The following is a 23364-nucleotide window of genomic DNA, read 5'->3' as shown; positions in this document are numbered from 1 at the left end:
TGACATGGCTTCTCGAACCTCTCGGAAACGGTGCTGGCGACGTGCGCGGATGCCTCGGCGAAGCAGGCAGCAGGCTCGACGGCCGGCTCCGCGATTCTATGCGCCCCGCACCCCCGCTCGCGCATCGGCCCTCACGGCGTCCACGGGTGGGACCGCGTCGAGCACGGCCGCGATCCGGGCCAGCGCGGCGTCGCCCGCCATCGCCCAGTGGGTGGCCTCGATCCCGTACCGGTGCACGTCACCGCCGATGACGCCGGCCCAGCTCGCCGCGCCGCGCGCGCCAGTGGGGTCGTCGAGGGTGGCCGCGAAGTAGACGAGGTCGCCGTGGAAGCGCTCGGGCCGGTAGTCGTCGACCATCGTCATCGAGGCGGTGGCGGCGTCGATGATGCGGGCGACGCGGGTCCGGTCGAGCGCGGCCAGTGCTCCGCCCGCCTCGGCGGCCGCGGCGGCGAGGCCGTCGGCGTCGAAGGCCACGTCGAATTCGTCGCCGGCGAGGCCGCCGAGCAGGTCGCCGACGGTGGGCAGCGGCGTCTGCTCGGGTGCGTCGCCGAGCCAGCTGTCCATCATGGCCAGCCGCGCGACCTCGGCGCCCTCGGCCTGCAGCCGGGTGGCGACGGCGTGCGCGAGCAGGCCGCCCAGCGACCAGCCGAGCAGGTGGTACGGCCCCTCGGGCTGGACCTCGCGGATGGCCGTGACGTAGCGCTCGGCCCAGGCATCGATGGTGCCGGGCAGCGGTTCGTCGGCGGTGAGGGCGGGCGACTGCAGACCGTAGATCGGGCGCTCGGGGTCGAGGTGGCGGGTCAGACCGGCGAACGACCAGGACACACCGCCCACGGGATGCAGGCAGAACAGCGGTGCCCCGGTGCCGTGCCCGCGCAGCGGCAGCAGCACCGCGAACGCGTCGTCGGCCGAATCGTCCTGGGCGCGCAGCCGTTCCACGACCACGGCGGGTGTCGGATCGGTGAAGAACCACGCGACCGGAACCGCGACGCCCAGTGCCTCGCTCAGGCGCGCGGACAGCTGGACCGCGGTCAGCGAATTGCCGCCGAGGTCGAAGAAGTTGTCGTCCATGCCGATCCGGTCCAGGTCGAGGACCCGGGCGAATTCTCCGGCGACCCGCTGTTCGGTCTCGGTGACCGGGCCGCGGTAGGCGGCCTGGCGCAGGTGCGGCCGGGGCAGGGCGGCGCGGTCGAGCTTGCCGGAGGTGGTGACCGGGAACTCGTCGAGGACGAGCACCACGGCGGGCACCAGGTACCCGGGCAGTGCCTCGGCCAGTGCCGCGCGGACGGCGGCCGGGTCGAGCGGATCACGCTGCGCCGCCGTCGATTCGGCGACGACGTAGCCGACGAGCCGGTCCGCGCCCGCACCCGGCACCACCGCGGCCGCCGCCTGGGCGACGCCGGGGTGATCCAGCATCGCGGCTTCCACCTCGCCGAGTTCGATGCGCTGACCGTTGAGCTTGACCTGGAGGTCGCCGCGGCCCACGTAGTCGAGTGCGGCCGTGCCGTTCTCGCCGATGCGCAGGCGCACGAGGTCACCGGTCCGGTACATCCGGGCACCGGGCCCGGCGGACGGGTCGGGCACGAAACGCTCGGCGGTGAGCCCGGCCGCGCCGACGTAGCCGTGCGCGAGTTGCGCACCGCCGACGTACAGTTCGCCGGTCACGCCCGGCGGCACCGGCCGCAGCCGCGCGTCGAGCACGCGGAGACCGGTGTTCCACACCGGCGTACCGATCGGCACCGTCACGGTGTCGGCGTCGTCCACCACGTGGGTGCTCACCTGCACGGCGGTCTCCGTCGGCCCGTACAGGTTGACCACCTGCGCGCCGGTCACGTCCCGGGCCCGCTGCGCCAGGGCCGGGGGCAGGATCTCGCCACCGGCGAACACCCGGCGCAGACCGGTCGCGGATGTCTCCTGGTCACCGAACGGCAGCGCGGTGCCGTCGGCCACCGGTCCGACGCCGTCGCCCGACGGAAGTGCCGCGCCCGCACCGCCGTTGCGCACCGGCTCGGCCGCGGAAAGCCGGGCCGTCGGCTCGGCGAGGTACGCCGCGAGCAGGGTCGGCGCGAACTGCACGGTGTCGACCCGCTCTGCGGCGATCAGGTCGGCCAGGTAGCGGGGGTCACCGTGGCCGCCGGGGCGGGCGATGACCGTGCGGGCGCCGACGCGCGGCGGCAGCAGCAGTTCCCAGATCGAGGCGTCGAAGGTGACCGGTGTCTTGTGCAGCACGGTGTCGCCGGGAGCGAAATCGAATTCCGTTGCCATCCAGTCGAGCTGGTTGACGATGGCGCGATGCGGCACCCCGACGCCCTTGGGCAGACCGGTGGATCCGGAGGTGAAGATCACGTACGCGGTGTGCTCGGGCAGCAGCGGCTGCACGCGCTCGGCGTCGGTGAGCGGACCGGCCGGGTAGGCGGTGAGGTCGACCGTGTCGGCCTCCACCACATCGGCGCCGTCCAGCGCGGAACCGATGACCGGCAGGTCGGCGCGATCACGGGAGGTGGTGAGCACGCACACCGGCTGCGCGATCCGCAGGACGCGGGTGATCCGCTCGACCGGGTGATCGGGGTCGATCGGCACGTAGATGCCACCGGCGGCGAGCACCGCGTGCACCGCCACCAGCAGCTCCGGCGAGCGGCGCACGGCGACGGCGACCGCCGTGTCCGGTCCGACACCCTGGTCGACGAGGTGGCGGGCGAGCCGGTGCACCCGGTCCGCGACGTCGCCGTAGCTGAGCGAGACGTCGCCGTCGGTGAGCGCGATCGCCGTCGGCGTCGCCGCGGCCTGCCGGTCGAACGCGACCGGCAGCACCTCGGCGGGCGCCGGATGCCCGGTGTCGCACCAGGTGTCGAGCAGGCGCCGATCGGCGTCGGTCAGCAGGTCGACCTCGCCGAGCGGACGGGCCGGGTCGGCGGTGACGGCGTCGAGGATCCGGACGTAGCCGTCGGCGATCCTGGCCGCGGTGGCGGCGTCGAACAGGTCGGTGGCGTAGGTGAGACTCACCGCGCAGCCGCCGTCCGCGGTGTCGGCGAGCACCAGGTCCAGGTCGAACTTGGCGACCGCGGTGTCGGTGTCGAGCCCGGTGACGGTGAGGTCGGGCAGGCTGACCTCGGTGGGCGCGGCGTCCAGGTTCTGGAAGGCGAGCATCACCTGGAACAGCGGGCTGTGCGCGGTCGAGCGGACCGGGTCGAGCACGTCGACGAGCCGCTCGAACGGCACATCGGCGTGTTCGAACGCGTCGAGGTCGACGCGCCGGGCCTGGCGCAGTAGGTCGGTGAACGACGCGGCCGGGTCGACGGCGGTCCGCAGCACCAGGGTGTTGACGAACATGCCGACCAGCTCGTCGAGCGCCGCCTCACCACGACCCGCGACGGGCGTGCCGATGGCGATGTCGCCGGTGCCGCTCAGCCGGGCCAGCAGGGCGGCCAGCGCCGCGTGCGCGACCATGAACGCGCTCGCGTCGCCACGGCGGGCCAGCTGCCCGACCCGCCGCCAGATCTCCGGCGGCACCACGGTGTCCACGCTCGCGCCGCGCTGCGAGGCGACCGCGGGACGCGGCCGGTCGGTGGGCAGCTCGAGCAGGCCGGGCAGCCCGGCCAGTTCGTCGCGCCAGAACCGGATCTGCCGGGCGGCGACCGATTCCGGGTCGTCCTCGCCGCCCAGCACCGCACGCTGCCACAGCGTGTAGTCGGCGTACTGGACCGCCAGGGGCGCCCATCCGGGGTCGGTGCCGGCGCGCCGGGCCAGGTAGGCCGCGGTGGTGTCGCGCAGCAGCGGACCGGCGGAGAAACCGTCGGCGCTGATGTGGTGGATCACCACGACCAGCACGACGTCGTCGGGCGCGCTGCGCAGGACCCGCACCCGCACCGGCGGGGCGACGGTGACATCGAAGCCGCGGCCGATCTCGGCGGCCACCATCGCGGGCACCGCGATCGGGTCGACGGTCTCCACGACCGGGGTCGGCACGAACTGCCACACCGCCTGATGACCGATGCCGTCGATCGCCGGGTACGCGGTGCGCAGCACCTCGTGCCGGTCGAGCACATCGGCGACGGCGGCGGCCAGCGCCTGGGCGTCCACGTCGCCGCGCAGCCGCACCGCGATCGGGATGTTGTAGGCCGCCGACGCCGGGTCGAGGCGGTTGAGCAGCCACATGCGCTGCTGGGCCGCCGAGAGCGGGATCTGGTGCGGGCGGCGGGCGGCGGTCAGGGCGAGGCCCGCGCCGCTGCCCATCCGGCCCGCCAGGGTGTCGGCCAGGCCGGCGACGGTGGTCGCCTCGAACAGGGCGCGCACCGGCACCCGGGCCGACAGTGCCGCGCCGAGGCGGGCGGCGACCCTGGTGGCGATGAGCGAGTTGCCGCCGAGTTCGAAGAAGTCGTCGTCGAGCCCGACCTGCGCGCGGCCGAGCACCTCACCGAAGACCTCGGCGACCGCGCGCTGGGCCGGGGTGACCGGCGCCCGGAACGGTTTGGCCACGAATTCCGGTGCGGGCAGGGCCTTGCGGTCGAGCTTGCCGGAGGTGTTGAGCGGGAACGCGTCGAGCACCACGATCACCGACGGCACCATGTACGACGGCAGCACCGTCGCCAGCGCCGAACGCAGCTGCGCCGCATCGAGTTCGGCGCCGGGCACCGGCACCGCGTAGCCGACCAGCCGGTCGCCCGCCGGGCTCGCCGACACCACCGCCGCGGCCTGGCTGACCCCCGGCAGGCCACCCAGCGCGGCCTCGATGTCGCCGAGCTCGATGCGCTGACCGCGGAACTTCACCTGGAAGTCGATGCGCGCCAGGTAGCTCAGGACGCCGTCGCGGTTCCAGCGCACCAGGTCGCCGGTGCGGTACATGCGCTCGCCCGGCGCGCCGAACGGGTCGGCGACGAAGCGGTCGGCCGACAGGTCGGGCCGCCCGAGGTACCCACGGGCCAGCTGCGCACCCGCCAGGTACAGCTCACCGGCGACGCCGGGGGCGACCGGCCGCAGCCGCTCGTCGAGCACGTAGACCCGGGTGTTCCAGGCGGGCACCCCGATCGGCACGGTCTGCCCGGTCGCGCCCGCGGCGGGCCAGGCGGTGACCGAGACGGCGGCCTCGGTGGGTCCGTAGAGGTTGTGCACGGCCGCGGCCGAATGCGCGCCGAAGGCGGCCACCGTGTCCGGGGTGAGCGCCTCGCCGATCGCGAACACCAGCCGCAGGCTCGCCAGCTGACGCGCGTCGGCGTGCGCGGCGAACATCGCCAGCATCGACGGCACGAAGTCGGCGACGGTGACCCCCCGCGCGGCGACCAGGTCGGCCAGATACAGCGGATCGCGATGCCCGTCCGGGGTCGCGAGCACCAGGGTGGCGCCGGCGGCCAGCGGGGCGAAGAAGCCCCACACCGACAGGTCGAACCCGACGGCGGACTTCTGCAGGTACACGTCGTCGCCGTCGATCCCGTACCGCGCGAGCAGCCAGGCGATCTGGTTGCGCACACCCGCGTGACTCATCGCCACGCCCTTGGGCCTGCCGGTCGAGCCGGAGGTGAACAGGACGTAGGCCAGGTTCGTATCCCGCAGCGGCGCACGGAGTTCGGCATCGGCCACCGGATCCGTCGAGTAGACCGACGTATCGACCGTGTCGACGACGACGATCCGGGGCGCGGGCGCCACCATGGCCGCGATGCCGGTCCCCGTCGACGACTGCCGATCGAAGTAGTCGCGCGCGATGGACAGGACCAGGTGCGGGCGCGCGGTGTCGAGGACCTGGGCGATGCGCTCGGCCGGGTGATCCGGGTCGACCGGCACGTACGCGCCGCCCGCGGTGAGCACCGCGTACAGGGTGACGACGAGGTCGATCGAGCGGCGGATCGCCACCGCCACCAGCGCGTCCGGGCCGACGCCCTCGGCGACGAGATGGCGGGCCAGCTGGTTGACCCGGGCGTCGAGCTCGGCGTAGGTCAGCTCGGTGTCCTCGAAGGCGAGCGCGGTCGCCGCGGGATTCGCCCGCACCCGGTCGCGGAACGGGGTGAGCAGCGTCGCGGTGCGGTCGATCTCGTGCGCGGTGGCGTTCCACGCGGTGAGGATGCGGGTCCGCTCGACCGGCTCGAGCACGTCGATGGCGTCCAGCGGTGTGTGCGGCGCCGCGGCGACGGCGGTGAGCAGCCGTTCCAGCCTGCCCGCGAGGGCGGCCGCGGTCGCGGTGTCGACGACATCGTGGGCATAGGTGAGCACACCGGTGACGCCGGCGGCGGCACCGTCGGCGGCGTAGGTGTCGCTGACGATCAGGTGCAGGTCGAACTGGGACAGCTCGCTGTCGGTGTCCAGCGCGGACACCGTGATCCCGGGCAGCGCCAGTTCGGCGCGCTCGAAGTTCTGGAACGAGAAGCCCACCTGGAACAGCGGGTGCCTGGCGGTGGAGCGGGCCGGGTCGAGCACCTCGACGAGCCGTTCGAACGGGACGTCCGCGTTGGCGTACACGGCCAGGTCGGTGGCGCGCTGGCGGGCCAGCAGCTGACCGAACGTCTCCCCCGCCACCAGCCGGGTGCGGAAGACCAGGGTGTTGACGAACATGCCGACCAGGTCCTCGAGCGCGGCCTCACCGCGCCCGGCCACGGGCGTGCCGACGGTGATGTCGGCACTGCCGGACAGGCGTCCGAGCAGCGCCGCGAACGCGGTGTGCACGACCATGAACAGCGTCGCGCCGGATGCCCTGGCCAGCTCGGTCAGCCGGGCGTGGGTGCGCGCGTCGAGCGTGACCGGCACCGTGCCACCGGCGAGGGTGCGCACGGCCGGGCGGGGGCGGTCCAGCGGGAGGGCGAGTTCGTCCGGGAGATCGGCGAGTTCGCCGCGCCAGAAGTCGAGCTGGCGGGCGGCCACCGAGCCGGGGTCGGCTTCGTCACCGAGGGTCGCGCGCTGCCACAGGGCGTAGTCGGCGTACTGCACCGGCAGCGGCGTCCACGCGGGCGCGGTGCCGTCGCGGCGGGCCAGGTAGGCGGTCATCAGGTCGCGGACCAGCGGCGGGACGGACGAGCCGTCCGCGCTGATGTGGTGCACGACCACGGCCAGGACGGCCTCGTCGGTGTCCGCGTCCCGTCCGGCGGTGAGCCGGTACAGCACGACCTGCCAGGGGACGCCGGCCGTCACGTCGAACGTGGTCCCGGCCAGTTCGGTGACCGCCGCGACGACCTGGTCGGCCGCGATGTCGCGAACCCGCAGGGCGACACCGGCTTCGGTGGCGGACAGGATCTCCTGCACCGGGCCGTCGGCGGTCTCGGGATAGTAGGTGCGCAGCACTTCGTGGCGCTCGACGAGATCGCCGACGGCGGCGGCGAGCGCGTCGACATCGAGCGCACCGCTGAGCCGCACCGCGATCGGCACGTTGTAGCCGGCCGAATCGGGGTCGAACCGGTTGAGGAACCACATGCGCTGCTGCGCGGGCGAGAGCGGGAGCACGGCGGGCCGCTCCCCCGCCACCAGTGCCAGCCGGGCCGCGCCCTCGGCGCTGTCGAGCGCTGCGGCCAGCGCGGCCACCACGGGGGTTTCGAAGATCCGTGCCACCGGGACCTGCCGGTCCAGCGCGGCGCCGAGCCGGGCGGCGACCCGGGTCGCGATGAGCGAGTTGCCGCCGAGGTCGAAGAAATCGTCGTCGGCGCCGACCATGTCGAGGCCGAGCACGTCCGCGACCACCCCGGCCACCAGCTGCTCCGACGGCGTCGCCGGAGCGCGGAATTCGCGCGCGGCGAGTTCCGGTGCGGGCAGCGCACGCCGATCCAGCTTGCCGGAGGCGTTGACGGGCAGCGCGTCGAGCACCACGAAGGCGCTCGGCACCATGTAGGCCGGAAGCGCTTGCCGCAGTGCGGCCTTCACCGTGTCCAGGTCGATCGCCGGATCGGCGTTCGCTGGGACGAGATAGGCGGTGAGGTAGTCGCCGGTGCCGTCGTCGCGGACGGTGACGACGGCCCGATCGACGGCGTCGAGCGCGGACAGGATCGCTTCGATCTCGCCGAGCTCGATGCGCAGGCCGCGCAGTTTCACCTGGAAGTCGGTGCGGCCCAGGTACTCCAGTTCGCCGGTGCGGGTGCGCACGACGAGGTCGCCGGTGCGGTACATCCGCTCGCCGGGGGTCCCGTACGGGTTGGCGACGAAGCGGTCCGCCGACAGGTCGGGGCGGGCGAGGTAGCCGCGCGCCAGCTGGACACCGGCCAGGTACAGCTCGCCGGGCGTGCCGACCGGCACGGGGCGCAGGCGGGCGTCGAGCACGTGCAGGGCGGTATTGGCGACGGGCGCGCCGATCGGCACGGTGACGGTGTCGGCGTCGGTGACCTCGTGAAAGGTGACGTCGACGGCGGCCTCGGTCGGCCCGTACAGGTTGTGCACCGCCACCCGGGGCACCAGCGCGCGCAGGCGCTGGGCGTCGGCGGCGGGCAGCGCCTCACCGGAGGCGAACACCTGGCGCAGCGACCCGCACGCGGCGGCCCGTGGTTCGGCGAGGAACGCGGCCAGCATCGACGGCACGAAGTGCGCGACATCGACCCCGGTGCGGGTGATCAGCTCGGCCAGGTAGGCCGGATCGCGGTGCCCGTCGGGGCGGGCGACGACCAGGGTGGCGCCGATCTGCAAGGGCCAGAACAGTTCCCACACCGACACGTCGAAGGTGATCGGCGTCTTCTGCAGCACGACGCCGTCGGCGTCGAGCCGGTAGGCGTCCTGCATCCAGACCAGGCGGTTGACGATCGCGGTGTGGCTCACGGCCACACCCTTCGGCTTGCCGGTCGAGCCCGAGGTGAACAGCACGTAGGCCAGGTCGGCGGCGCGCAGCGGCCGGATCCGGTCGGCGTCGGTGACCGGGTCGGCGGCGAATCCGGACAGGTCCAGGTCCGCCGGATCGAGGACGCGGGCGCCGGGGAAGCCCGCGCCCGCGAGCACGCACACCGGCGCCGCGGTCGCGAGCACGTCGGCGATGCGGTCGGCCGGGTGGTCGGGGTCCAGCGGCAGGTAGGCCGCGCCTGCCGCCTGCGCGGCGTAGACGGCGACCAGCAGGTCGATGCCGCGGCGCAGGCCGACGCCGACGACGGCGCCGGGGCCCACGCCCTCGGCGATCAGGAACCGCGCCAGACGCGCGACCCGAGCGGCGAACTCGCCGTAGGTGATCCGCAGCCCCTCGAAGTCGAGGGCGACGGCGTCGGGGGTGCGCAGGGCTTGCGCGGCGAACATCGAGACGAGCGTCGCCTCGGCGTCCAGCGGGGCGGCGGTGTCGTTCCAGGCCGCCAGCTGGGCGGTTTCGGCGGGGTCGAGCAGGTCGATCTCGCCGACCGGCGCGGTCTCGTCGGCCACCACCGCGGCCAGGACACGCACGAAGCGTTCGCCGAAGGCCACGACCGTGGTTTCGTCGAACAGATCGGTGGCGTAGCGCAGCCAGCCACGCAGACCGGGTTCGCCCGCGGTGCCGGTGATCTCGTCGATCGCCAGCGACAGGTCGAACTGGGTGGTCGCGGCGGGCAGGGCGAACTCGCCGATGCGCAGGCCGGGCAGGTCGATGCCGGTGTCGTCGCGGTGCTCGAACGCGAGCATCACCTGCACGATCGGCGAATACGCGGTCGAGCGCGCCGGATTCAGCTCCTCGACCAGGCGCTCGAACGGCAGCTCGGCGTGGGCGAAGGCACGCAGATCGGCGGCGCGGACCTCGGCGAGCAGGTCACCGAACCCGGCGCCCGCGTCGACGGTGGTCCGCAGCACCAGGGTGTTGACGAACATGCCGACCAGATCGTCGAGCGCGGCATCGGCCCGTCCGGCGACGGGCGTGCCCACCACGATGTCGGCCCCGGCTCCCTGCCGCGACAGCAGCACCGCGAACGCCGCGTGCACCACCATGAAGGTGGACACACCGTGGCGGCGGGCCAGCTCCTCGATTCCGGTCACCACGTCGGCGGGCACGTCGAACCCGACGGACCCGCCCGCGCCGGTCCGCACGGCGGGCCGGGGCCGATCGGTGGCGAGCTCCAGTGCCGGTGCGAGACCGGCCAGTTCGTCGCGCCAGTGCGCCAGCTGCCGCGCCAGCCGCGATTCCGGATCGGCGGCGTCGCCGAGGACCGCGTGCTGCCACAGGGTGAAGTCGGGATACTGCACCGGCAGCGGCTCCCCCGCCGGCGCCGTTCCCGCGCTGCGCGCGACATACGCGGTGACGAGATCCCGGGCCAGCGGCGTGGTCGACACACCGTCGGCGGCGATGTGATGCACCGCGAGCACCAGCACGTGCTCGACCTCGTCCACCCGCGCGTCGCCGCGAACGACACCGTCGGTGACCCTGCCGTCGTGGCGAGCGACGGAGGACGTCAGACCGTCACGAATAGCACTGCCGGACAACGCATCACGGCGCGTGCCGACTGCCGCGGCACGGGTGTCACGGTGCGTGCCGATTGCTGCGGCACCGTGAGGCTCCGTGCCGTTGGGCAGCGCGATTCCTGGTGCCGCACCGTCGAAAGCGGCACCGTTGCGGCCGACGGGTGCGGCTGCTCGATCGTCCGGCACCCGCCGGAGCAGGGCGGCACGGACCGGGGGCTGGGAGGTCAGGTCGTATCCAGCCCCGATGATCGCGCGGACCGCGTCGGCCAGGTCGGCCTCGGCGACCTCGCGGACGTCGGCGACGGGCAGCACCCGGTCGACCGGGAGAACGACCTGGGTCGGCCCTTCGGCGTCCTCGGGGAAGACGGTCCGCAGCGATTCGTGCCGCGCGAGCACGTCGCCCAGGGCCGCCCACAGCGCGTCGGTGTCCAGGTCGCCGGTGAGGCGCAGGGCGATGGGCAGCGTGTAGACGGCGGAGTCGGGGTCGATCCGGTTCAGCAGCCACAGGCGGGTCTGGGCCAGCGACAGCGGGATTCGGGCCGGGCGCGGGTCTACCACGGTCAGCGGCGGCAGCTGCTCGGTGTGGGCGACGGCGCGGACGGCGAGACCGGCGACGGTGGGGGCGTCGAACACGTCGCGCACGTCGAGCGCGCTGCCCAGTGCCGCGTTGGCGCGGGCGACGAGCCGCATGGCGAGCAGGGAGTTGCCGCCGATGTCGAAGAAGTCGTCGTCGGCGCCGACCCGGGCCAGCCCGAGCAACTCGCCCACCACGGCGGCGAGCGCCGCCTGCGTGCCGGGGCGCGGCGCCACGTAGGCGGTGGTGACGGACAGGTCGGCGGCCGGGAGCGCGGCCCGGTCCAGCTTGCCCGCGGAGTTGAGCGGGACGGTGTCGAGCACCACCAGGTGCGCGGGCACCATGTAGGCGGGCACCCGGCTCGCGACGTGCGCGCGCACCACGGCGGGGTCGACCGCACCGGCGACGTAGGCGACCAGGCACTGCCGTCCGGCGTCGTCGGTCGCGGGGACCACGGTCGCGTGGGTGACGCCGGGCGCGTCGCCGAGCGCGGCCTCGATCTCGCCGAGCTCGATCCGCAGACCGCGGATCTTCACCTGGAAGTCGTTGCGGCCCAGGTACACCAGCGCGCCGGCGCTATCGCGGCGCACCAGATCACCGGTCCGGTACATGCGGCCGCCGTCGGGCCCGTACGGGTCGGCGACGAAGCGGTCGGCGGTCAGGTCGGGCCTGCCCAGGTAGCCGCGGGCGAGCTGGTCGCCCGCCAGGTACAGCTCGCCCGCGACCCCGGCGGGCACCGGGTGCAGCCGCTCGTCGAGCACGTAGGCGCGCACGTTCCAGCTCGGCCTGCCGATCGGCAGCTCGGTCTGCTCGACCGGCGCGGTGATCTGCTGGAAGGTGCTGGTGATCGTCACCTCGGTCGGGCCGTAGGTGTTGTGCAGCTCGGCGGGCACGGTGTCGAGCACGGTGGCCGCCAGCGCGGCGGGCAGCTCCTCGCCGCCCAGGTGCAGCATCCGCAGCCCGCTCAGGTCCGCGGCCAGCCCTTCGGCGAGCATCGCCGCCAGCACCGACGGCACGAATTCGGCGATGGTGACACGCTGTTCGCGCACCACCCGCGCCTGGTAGGCGAGGTCGAGGTGCCCGCCGGGCCGCAGCAGGACCAGGGTGGCGCCGAGCAGCGCCGGGCACAGCAGTTCCCACAGCGAGACGTCGAAGGTCAGCGGCGCGCGCTGAAGCAGCCGGTCCGCCGCCGTCAGGTCGTATTCGCCACGCAGCCAGCACAGTTCGTTGACCACGGCCCGATGCGAGACCAGCACGCCCTTGGGCAGACCGGTGGAGCCGGAGGTGAACAGCACGTAGGCCGGGTGCGCGGGGTGCAGCGGGGCGAGGCGTTCGGCGTCGGTGACCGGGCCGCCGGGCACCGGCGGCTGCGCCGGGTCCTCGAGCTGCGCGACGGTCAGCACCGGGAAGCCGGAGCGCGACGCGGCGGCGAAATGCACCGAGGCCGTGGCGGATCGGATGCCCCGGTCGACGTGGTCGAGGTCGCCCGCCGACGCGGCGACGACCAGGCGCGGGGCCGCCGTCTCGAGCACGTGCCCGATCCGGTCGGCGGGCTGGGCCGGATCGATCGGCACGTACACGCCACCGGCGGCGAGCACACCGTGCAGCACCACCAGCAGGTCGATGCCGCGCGGCACGGCGACCGCGACCGGGGTCTCCGGGCCGACACCGCAGTCGATCAGCCTGCGCGCGAGCCGGTTCGCCCGCGCGGCGAGCGCGCCGTAGGTGATCTCGGCACCCTCGAAGACGGCGGCGACGGCGTGCGGATCGCGGGCCGCGGCCGCGTCGAGCAGGTGCGCGGCCAGCGGGGCACCGATACCGAGTTCGGCGAGCGCGGGCGCGAGCGGCTCGACGTCACCGTGCGGACCGGCGAGCAGCCGCGCGCGGCCGTCCTCGTCGAGGACGGGGAGGTCGCCGACGGCGGTGCCGGGCGCGGTGACGGCGGCGCGCAGCACCCGCTCCAGCATGCCGACCAGGGTCGCGATGGTGTCGGCGTCGAAAAGGTCGGTGGCGTAGCGCAGTTCGAGGTCGAGGCCGTCGGCCGTGCCGTCGGCGCCGTAGTGGTCGACGAAGGTGAAGTCCAGGTCCACTTCGATCGGCGCGTCCGGCAGGGTCAGCCCCGACAGGGTCAGGCCGGGCAGCTCGAACGCGGTGGTGCGCTGGTTCTGCAGCGCCAGCGACACCTGGTACAGCGGCGCATAGCCCTGGGAGCGGGCCGGGTTGACCGCGTCGACGAGGCTTTCGAACGGCACGTCGGCGTGGTCGAAGGCATCGAGGTCACCGGCGCGGATGTCGTCGAGCAGGGCGCTGAACGGCACGGCGGCGGGCACGCTCGCGCGCAGCACCAGGGTGTTGACGAACATGCCGACGATGTCGTCGAGCTCACGATGCCCACGGCCCGCGACGGGCGTGCCGACGACGATGTCGGTGCCCGCGGACAGACGCGCCAGCAGCACCGCGAGACCGGCGTGCAGCACCATGAACGGGGTGGCGCGCCGCGCGCGGGCCAGCTGGTCGATCCGGCGGTGCAGGTCGGCGTCGAGGGTGGTGGTGAAGGTGGCGCCCCGGTGGGAGGCGACCAGCGGCCTGCGGCGGTCGGCGGGCAAGGTGAGCACGTCGGGCAGGCCGGCGAGCCGGTCGGTCCAGTAGGCGAGCTGATGGGCCAGCGGCGCGTCGGGATCCTCGGCGCTGCCGAGTCCTTCGGTCTGCCACAGCGCGTAGTCGGCGTAGTGCACGGCCAGCGCGGGCAGCCGCGGCTCGGCCCCGGCGGTGCGGGCCGCGTAGGCGGCGACCAGATCGCGGGTCAGCGGGCCCATCGACCAGCCGTCGGCGGCGATGTGGTGCACGACCAGCACCAGGATGTGCTCGGTCGATGTCACCCGCAGCAGCGCGGCGCGCACCGGCACCTCGGTGGTGATGTCGAAACCGCCGTCGAGTGTGGCGCCCACGGCGGCGGCCACCGCCTCGGCCTCGACGTCGGTGACCGCGAGGTCGGGGACGAACGGCGCGCCGACGAGCTGGGTGGCCTGCCCGTCGAACTCGGGATAGGTGGTCCGCAGTGTCTCGTGCCGGGCGATCAGGTCGCCCAGGGCGCCGCGCAGGGCGCCGGTGTCGAGGTCGCCGCTGAGCCGGATCGCGACCGGGATGTGGTAGGCGGTCGAGCCGGGATCGAAGCGGTGCAGGAACCACATGCGCTGCTGCGCGGGCGAGAGCGGAATCCGCTGCGGCCGTTGCCCGGCCACCGGTCCCCGCCTGCTGCCCGTGCCGCGCAGCGCGTCCAGGCGCACAGCGAGCCCGGCGACGGTGCTGGCCTCGAACAGCTCCCGCACCGGCACCTTGGCGTCCAGGACGGCGCCGAGCCGGGCGGCCACCTGGGTGGCGAGCAGCGAGTTGCCGCCGAGGGCGAAGAAGTCGTCGTCGGCGCCGACGCGGTCGAGCCCGACCACGTCGGCGAAGGTCGCCGCGACGATCCGCTCGGTCGCGGTCGCCGGTTCGCGATAGTCCCGCTCCGGCAGTTCCGGCGCGGGCAGCGCGCGGCGGTCGAGCTTGCCGGAGCTGTTGATCGGCAGCGCGTCGAGGAAGACATACGCGCCGGGCACCATGTACGACGGCAGCACCGCCGCGACGGCGGCATCCAGGTCGGCGGGCGACAGATGCTCGCGCCCGGGCGAATCACCCTCGGGGACAGCCGCATCACCCGCGACGGTATCGGGGGTGGGCACGATGTAGGCGACCAGCTGGTCCGGGCGGTCGGCGTCCGAGCGGACCAGCACCGCGACGCGGTCGACGCCGGGGACCGCGACGAGGGCGGCTTCGATCTCGGCGGGTTCGATGCGCAGACCGCGCAGCTTCACCTGGAAATCGGTGCGGCCCAGGTAGTGCAGGGCCGGTCCGGCGGGGCCGGTGCGCCAGGCGACGAGGTCGCCGGTGCGGTAGAGCCGGTCGCCGGTGCCGAACGGGTCGGCGACGAAGCGCTCGGCGGTCAGGTCGGCACGGCCGTGGTAGCCGTCGGCGAGCTGGGTGCCCGCCACGTACAGCTCGCCGGGAACCCCGGCGGGTACCGGACGCAGCCGCGAATCCAGCACGTACACGCGGGTATTGGCGACCGGGGTGCCGATCGGGGCGGCGGCGGTCGGCTCGGCGCCGACCTCGTGGGTGGTGACCTGGACGGCGGTTTCGGTGGGGCCGTACAGGTTCACGACGGCCGCACCGGTGGCGGTGCGCACGCGCTGGGCCAGCTCGGTGGTCAGCGCCTCGCCACCGGCGAACACCAGGCGCAGGCTCTCCGTACGGACCGGCTCGGCGACGACGGCGGCCAGCACCGAGGGCACGTACTGCACGACGCTCACCGCGTGCCGCGCGGTCACCTCGGCCAGATACGCCGGGTCGCGGTGTCCGTCGGCGGTGGCGAGGACCAGGCGGGCGCCGGTCTGCAACGGCCACAGCAGTTCCCACACCGACGCGTCGAAGGTGAACGGGGTCTTCTGCAGGACGACGTCACCGGCGGTGAGCGCGTACTCCCGCTGCAACCACCGCAGCTGGTTCACCACGGCCCGGTGCGGTACCGCCACGCCCTTCGGCCTGCCGGTCGAGCCGGAGGTGAACAGCACGTAGGCGAGGTGGTCCGGGCGCAGCGGGGTGACCCGCTCGGCGTCGGCGATCGGCTGATCCGCGAGCTCCGCCAGGTCGAGGGTGTCGATCTCGACGACCGAATCCGCCACGGCCACACCGTGACCGGCGGCCGTCAGCACGCACACCGGTGCCGTCCGGTCGAGCACGTACGCGGTCCGCTCGGCCGGATGATCCGGGTCGACGGGCACATACGCGGCGCCCGCCGCGAGCACAGCGTGCACGGCGACGAGTTGATCGAGACCGCGCCGCAGGGCCACGGCGACCACCGAGCCCGGTCCGGCGCCGACACCGATGAGGTGCCGCGCCAGCCGATGGACCCGGCTCGCGAATTCCGCGTACGTCAGCGACTCGACGGAGTCCGGATCGTCGCAGACAGCCGCATCGACCGGCACCCGCTCGGCATCCACGACCACCGCGACAGCGTCCGGGGTGGCGGCGACCTGGTCGGCGAACAGCGAAGCGAGCGTGGCCGCGGGGTCGAGGACCAGGTCGGTGGCGTTCCAGGAGGTCAGGACCTCGGTGGCTTCGGCCGGGTCGAGCAGGTCGAGATCGCCGACCGGGCGGGCCGGGTCGGCGAGGACACCGTCGAGCAGGCGGTGCAGGCGGGTGGCGAATCCGGCGACGGTGCTCGCGTCGAACAGATCGGTGGCGTAGAGGAACGCGCCGGACAGGCCCGCGGGCGCGCCGTGCTCGTCGCGGTGCTCGGTGAGGGTGAGTTCGAGGTCGAACTTGGCGACCGAGGTGGGCAGGTCGACGCCGGCCACCGTGAGCCCGGGCAGGGCGAGGGCGCGCGGCGTGTCCTCGTTGAGCGACAGCATCACCTGGAACAGCGGATTGCGCGCGGTGGAGCGCACCGGGTCGAGCACCTCGACCAGCCGCTCGAACGGCACATCGGCGTGGCCGAACGCGGCGAGGTCGGTCTCGCGCACCCGGGCCAGCAGCTCGGTGAACGAGGCGGCGGGGCTGACCTCGGTCCGCAGCACGAGGGTGTTGACGAACATGCCGATCAGGTCGTCGAGGGCCCGGTCGCCCCGCCCCGAGACCGGGGTGCCGATCGCGATGTCGGTGGTCGCCGACAGCCGCGCCAGCAGCACCGCGAACACCGCGTGCGCGGCCATGAACACGGTGACGCCCCGCGCCCGCGCGAAGTCGGCCAGCGCCCGGTGGGTTTCGGCATCGATGTCGATCGGGTGCAGCGCACCGCCGCGCGAGGCGACGGCGGGTCGCGTCCGATCGGTCGGCAGCTCCAGCTGCTCCGGCACGCCCGCCAGCGTGTCCGCCCAGAACGCCAACTGCCGCGCCGCCACCGATTCCGGATCGGCGGCATCGCCCAGCACGCTGTGCTGCCACACCGCGTAGTCGGCGTACTGCACCGTCAGCGCCGCCCACTGCGGCACGTTCCCGGTGGCCCTGGCACCGTAGGCGGTGAGCACATCGCGGATCAGCGGGCCGAACGAGAACCCGTCGGCGGCGATGTGATGCAGCACGATCACGAGCACGTACTCGGCGTCGCCGGAGCCCGATTCCGCGGCTTCGGACTCCGCCGCGATGTCGGTGACACGCAGGAGCGTGGCCCTGAGGGGCGCGTCGACGGTCAGGTCGAAACCCGTGGTGGCGCAGGCACGCACCGCGCCGGTCAGGGCCGCCGTGGTGACGATCTGCGGCAGCACCTCGGGGACCAGGCCGGTGGCGGGCAGGATCTCGGCGATCGCCCGGCCGTCGCGCTCGGGGTAGCGGGTGCGCAGGACCTCGTGGCGGTCCAGCACGTCGACGAGGGCGGCGTGCAGGGCGGCGACATCGAGGGCGCCGGTGAGCCGCACCGCCATCGGGATGTTGTCGGTGGCCGAGCCCGGGTCGAACCGGTTGAGGAACCACATCCGCTGCTGGGCGGGCGAAAGCGGCAGCGGGTCGGGCCGGGTGCCCGCGACGAGGGCGGGGCCGGAACCGGTGCCGCGCAGCCGGTCCGCGGCAGCGGCGAGGCCGAGCACGGTGGCGGTGTCGAAGAGCTGCCGGACCGGGATGCGGATGTCGAGGTCGGTGCCGAGGCGGGCCATCAGGCGGGTCGCCAGCAGCGAGGTGCCGCCCAGGTCGAAGAAATCGTCGTCGCGGCCGACCCGCTCCAGGCCGAGGACCTCGGCGAACGCGGCGGCGACGGCCTGCTCGGCCGGGGTCTCGGGAGCGCGATAGGCGGCGGCTTCGAAGACCGGCGCGGGCAGCGCGGCGCGGTCGAGCTTGCCGACCGGGGTCAGCGGCACCGCGTCGAGGGCGACGATCGCGGCCGGGACCATGTGCGCGGGCAGGTGGTCGGCGGCGTGCGCGAGCAGCGTCGCGGTGTCGACGGCCGTGCCCGCCACAGGCACCACGTAGGCCACCAGCACGGTCGCGCCCGCCTCGGTGCGATGCCCGAGGGTGGCGGCGAAGTCGACGGTGGCGTGCCGGGCGAGGACGGCGTCGATCTCGCCGAGCTCGATCCGGAAGCCACGCACCTTCACCTGGAAGTCGTTGCGGCCCAAGTACTCCAGGTCCCAGTCGGCCCCGGTGCGCACCCAGCGCACGGTGTCGCCGGTGCGGTACATCCGCTCGCCCGGCGCGCCGTAGGGATTGGTGACGAAGCGGCCCGCGGTGAGCGCGGGCCTGCGGTGGTATCCGCGCGCCAGCTGGGCTCCGGCGATGTACAGCTCGCCGACGACCCCCGCCGGGACCGGCCGCAACCGCTCGTCGAGCACCAGTTCGGTGGTGCCCTCCACCGGCGCGCCGAGCGTGATCGGCGTTGTCGCCGTGAGGGGTTCGCTGATATTGGTGACGATGGTGGTCTCGGTGGGGCCGTAGCCGTTGCGGAAGACCAGACCGGGGATCGCGGCGGTCCAGCGCGCCACCAGCTCCGCCGGGCACGCCTCGCCACCGACGACCACGACCCGCAGCTCGTCGAGCCCGTCCGGGTTCACCGTGGCCAGTGCGGACGGGGTGATGATCACATGGGTCACCCGCTCGGCCCGCAGCAGTTCACCCAGCTCCGCCCCACCGAACACGCCGGTCGGCGCGACGACCATGGTCGCGCCCGCGGTGACGGTCAGCAGCAGCTCGGCGACCGAGATGTCGAACGACGGCGACGCCACGTGCAGCACCCGCGCGTCGGCCGACGCCACGTACCGCCCCGCCTGCACCGGCAGATACGCCGCGACCGCACCGTGCGGAATCACCACGCCCTTGGGCAGACCGGTGGTGCCGGAGGTGTAGATGACATACGCGGGATCCAGTGGATCCACCGCACGGCGCGTTCCGCGACGACCGGAGACGAGCGGAGACGCACCCACCTCGAGTGCCGCCACATCGGCGTACACCGCCGCGTCACCTCCGGCGGTACCCGGTGCCGACCCGGCGTCGGTGGCACCTGACTCCGAGCCGAGCCGGTCCGCCCGCTCGGCGCCGACCACTGCGTCGAGCACGACCCACCCCACGGTGGCGGGCAGGTCAGGGCGCACCACGTCGACCGTGATACCCACGGCCGCACCGGAATCCGAGAGCATGTGGGTGATGCGGTCGGCGGGGTAGGTCGGGTCGACCGGCAGGAAGCCCGCGCCGGACTTCACGACACCCCAGACGGCGGTGACGGAGTCGGCGGAACGCGGAATGCTCACGGCGACGAGGTCACCCGCGCCGATGCCGAGGCCGGTCAGGTGCGCGGCCAGGCGCGAGGACGCGGCGTCGAGTTCGCCGTAGGTGAGGGTGCGCTCCCCGTCCCGGATCGCGATGGCGCCGGGGTCGGCGGCGGCGTCGGCCAGCACCCGCGGCAGCAGCGGGAACGGGGCGGCCGGGCCGCCGGAACGGCTGCTCAGCTCGGCGAGTTCGGCGTCGATCAGCAGCGGCAGGTCGGCGACCGGGGTCCGCGGGGCGGCGGCGATCGCGGCGAGCAGGCCGGTGAAGCGGCGCACCATCCGGGCGACGGTGGACTCGTCGAACAGATCGGTGGCGTAGGAGAATTCGCCGGACAGACCGGTGGCGCCGGACTCACGCAGCGTCACCGACAGATCGAACTTCTCGATGTCGTAGGGCAGGTCGACGGCGGCGGCGCGCAGGCCGGGCAGCTCGAAGTCGGCCTGCGGCAGGTTCTGCAGCGACAGCGCCACCTGGAACAGCGGGTGGCGACCGGCCGAGCGCGGCGGCGCGAGCACCTCCACCAGACGCTCGAACGGCAGGGTGGTGTGCTCGAACGCGGCCAGATCGTCGGCGCGGACCCGGCCGAGCAGGTCGGCGAAGGATTCCCCGCCGCGCACCTCGGTGCGCAGGATGGAGGTGTTGACGAACATGCCGATGACATCGTCGAGCTCGGCGGCGCCACGCCCGGCGACCGGGCTGCCGATCGCCACATCGGTATTGCCCGACAGGCGCGCGATCAACACCGACAGCGCCGCGTGCAGCACCATGAACAGGGTCGCGCCCTGGTCGGCGGCAACGGAATTCAGCGCCGAGACGAGATCGGCGTCGAGCGCGAATTCGGTCCGCTGCCCCCGCATCGACGCGACGGCGGGTCGCGGGCGATCGGTCGGCAGGCTCGACTCGTCCGGCAGCCCGGCCAGCGCGCCACGCCAGAACGCGATCTCCCGCCCGGCCCTGGACTCGGTGTCCTCCTCGGCCCCGAGCAGCGCCCGCTGCCACAGGGTGTAATCGGCGTATTGCACCGGCAGCGGCGCCCATTCCGGCGCCGCGCCCTCGGTCCGCGCGTAGTAGGCGGTCATGGTGTCGCGCACCAGCGGCCCGGCCGACCAGCCGTCCGAGGCGATGTGGTGCACCACCAGCACCAGCACGTGATCACCGTCGACCTCGTACAGCCGCGCCCGCAGCGGCGGCGCGGCGGTGACGTCGAACCCACGCAGGATCACCGCGGCCAACACATCGGGAAGGTCCTGCGCCACAACACTGATGGGCGTGAGCACACCGGACAACGTCGACGCCGCTACCGTCTCGGCACCACCGACCTCCGGACCGTCCAACGCGCCAGCAGCGCCAGCAGCGCCAGCAGCGCCAGCAGCGCCAGCAGCGCCAGCAGCGGGGAACGTCGAGTTCGACTCGGCGGCAAGCAAGTCGAATGCCGCCGACGGTGACAGGACGTGCTGGGTGCCGACCCCGTCGACCTCCGGGTACACCGTCCGCAGGACCTCGTGCCGGGCGATCAGATCGCCGACGGCGGCGCGCAGGGCGTCCTGGTCCAGCGCGCCGGACAGGCGGACCGCGATCGGGATGTTGTAGGCGCCGGTCGCCGGATCGAACCGGTTCAGGAACCACATGCGCTGCTGGGCGGGCGAGAGCGGCAGCACCTCGGGGCGCGGGCCGGCGACCAGGGCGGGCCGGTCGTCGATCGCGCCACCGTCGACCAGTTTCGCGAGCACGGCGACCGTCGGGCTGTCGAAGAAGTCCCGCACGTCCACGCGCACACCGAAGTTCGCCTGCAGGCGGGCGATGGCGCGGGTGGCGATCAGCGAGTTGCCGCCGAGGCGGAAGAAGTCGTCGTCCAGGCCGACGGTCTCGACCTCGAGCAGTTCGCCGAAGAGCGCGGCCACGGCGCGCTCGGTGGCGGTCACCGGCGCGCGGAACTCGGCCGCCGCGACCCGGAAATCGGGATCCGGCAGCGCCTTCCGATCCAGCTTGCCGCTGGCGTTGATCGGCATCGCGGGCAGCTGCACCAGCAGCGAGGGCACCATGTATTCCGGCATCGACGCCTTCGCGTGGACGACCAGCTCGGCCTCGTCGAGCGGCGCGCCGTCGACACTGACCACATAGCCGACCAGCGCCTCACCGGCGGCATGGCGATGCAGCACCACCGCCGCGTTGCCGACGCGCGGGTGCGCGGCCAGCACGGCCTCGATCTCCCCGAGCTCGATCCGCAGGCCACGCAGCTTCACCTGGAAGTCGGTGCGCCCCAGGTACTCCAGCTCGTCCCCGCCGGGCAGCTGCCGCACCAGGTCACCGGTGCGGTACATGCGCTCTCCGGGCACGCCGAACGGGTTGGCGACGAAGCGGTCGGCGGTCAGCCCGGGCCGGGCCACATAGCCGCGCGCCAGCTGCACCCCCGACAGATACAGCTCACCCACCACCCCGGCGGGCACCTCGTCGAGGTTCTCGTCGAGCACCAGCAGACCGGTGTCGTCGGCGGGGCCGCCGATCGGGACCGACACCTCGTCGGCGACGGTCACCTCGTGCGCGGTCACATCGACCGCCGCCTCGGTGGGGCCGTACAGGTTGTGCAGCGCGGTCGCCGACAGCTTGCGCAGCCGGGTGGCGGTGGCGGCGGGCAGCGCCTCGCCGGAGGCGAACACCAGCCGCAGCGACGACAGATCCACCGGCGCGGTGGTCTCGGACAGTTCACCGGCGAAGGCGGCCAGCATCGACGGCACGAAGTGGGTGACGCTCACCCGGTGCTCAGCGATCAGCGCGGCCAGGTAGGCGGGCTCACCGTGCCTGCCGGGTTCGGCGACGACCAGCCGGGCACCGATCTGCAAGGGCCAGAACAGCTCCCACACCGAGACGTCGAAGGTGTAGGGCGTCTTCTGCAGCACCACGTCGGCGTCGGTCAGCGTGTAGCAGCGCTGGCGCCAGTCCAGGTTCGCCACGATCGCGCCGTGCGTGACGGCCACGCCCTTGGGCCTGCCGGTGGACCCCGAGGTGAAGATGACATAGGCGGCGTTGCCCGCCCGCGCGCCGCCGTCGACCTCGGCGGGCGGCACGGTCCAGTCGATGTCGTCGGTGCACAGGACCGGCGCGCCGGGCAGATCGGGCTCGTCGGCGGCGCGGGTCACCACGACGACCGGCCGCGCCACCTCGAGCACGTAGCGCAGCCGGTCCACCGGGTGATCCGGATCCAGCGGCACGTACGCGCCACCGGCGCGCACGATCGCGTGCACGGCGACGATCAGCTCCACGCTGCGCCGCATGGCCAGCCCGACCAGGGCTTCCGGTCCCACGCCGAGGTCGACCAGCCGCGCGGCCAGCACCCGCACCCTGGCGTCGAATTCGGCGTAGGTCAGCGTCTGCGCGCCGAACTGCACCGCGACCAGGTCGGGTGTGCGGGCCAGCTGCTCGGCGAACCGGTCGACCAGGGTCGGCGCCTGCCCCGCCACCGGCGGCTGCACACCCAGCGCGGCCATGGCGTCACCGGCCAGCGCGTCCAGCAGCAGCCCGAACGTCCCGTCGGCGGCATCGACCACGCCGGGGAACAGTTCGGCGAGCACGACCTGCACCAGGGTCTCGGGATCCAGTGCGCCACCGGTCAGCTCGGCCATCACCGTCAGCCGCGCGTCGAGCTCGGCATAGGAGACCGAGGTGCCGTCGAACTCGACCGCGCTGCGGCCCGGCTCCATCGCCGCGACCGTCGCCACCAGCGCCGCCAGCTGTTCTGTTCCCGCGCGCGCCGGAGTGGTGTTGGTCATCTGGACTGCCTTCCATCTACCGACCGCAGGTGACGCCACGCGGCCGCAATACAACTCGGAACTCCCCGGACCCACCGGGGTGACGGGATCGGCGCGGGGCGGCCAACCTCGGGCACCCAGCCCGAAATCCGCCCTCTCACACCGGCACTCAGTGCGATCGGCTATGACACGATCGCGACCCACCGGCTCGCCGCCATGCAACCAGCTATGACTCGGTTATCTCCCGACCTCCATCGTCAACCCCGACACCTGACACCCGCGCCCGCAGACGAGAGAAGCGTATTCGGTCCGATAATAAACCGGACCAGATTCCGTCAAAATCTCGGTTCGAAGCCCTGGTTTCCGGCGCTGAGAACGGTCCAGCAATACGACCGCATACGCCGAGGGGACAGCTCTCGCCCGGTCGTCCGTCATGGACGGTGT

1 protein-coding gene is annotated in these 23364 nt (G+C 73.6%); it reads right to left on the bottom strand.

Features of this window, described 5'->3' with window-relative positions:
* Positions 1 to 96: 96 nt before the first annotated feature.
* Positions 97 to 22941 (bottom strand): non-ribosomal peptide synthase/polyketide synthase, encoded by a 22845-nt coding sequence (locus ACFYWJ_RS15240; RefSeq protein ID WP_355277784.1) that lies wholly within the window; start codon positions 22939 to 22941, stop codon positions 97 to 99.
* Positions 22942 to 23364: the final 423 nt, after the last annotated feature.

It is taken from the genome of Nocardia sp. NPDC003269, assembly GCF_042888005.1.
Classification (GTDB): Bacteria; Actinomycetota; Actinomycetes; order Mycobacteriales; family Mycobacteriaceae; genus Nocardia.
Note: the sequence above shows the minus strand (reverse complement) of the source record. Positions and strands in the feature narration are given on the sequence as shown.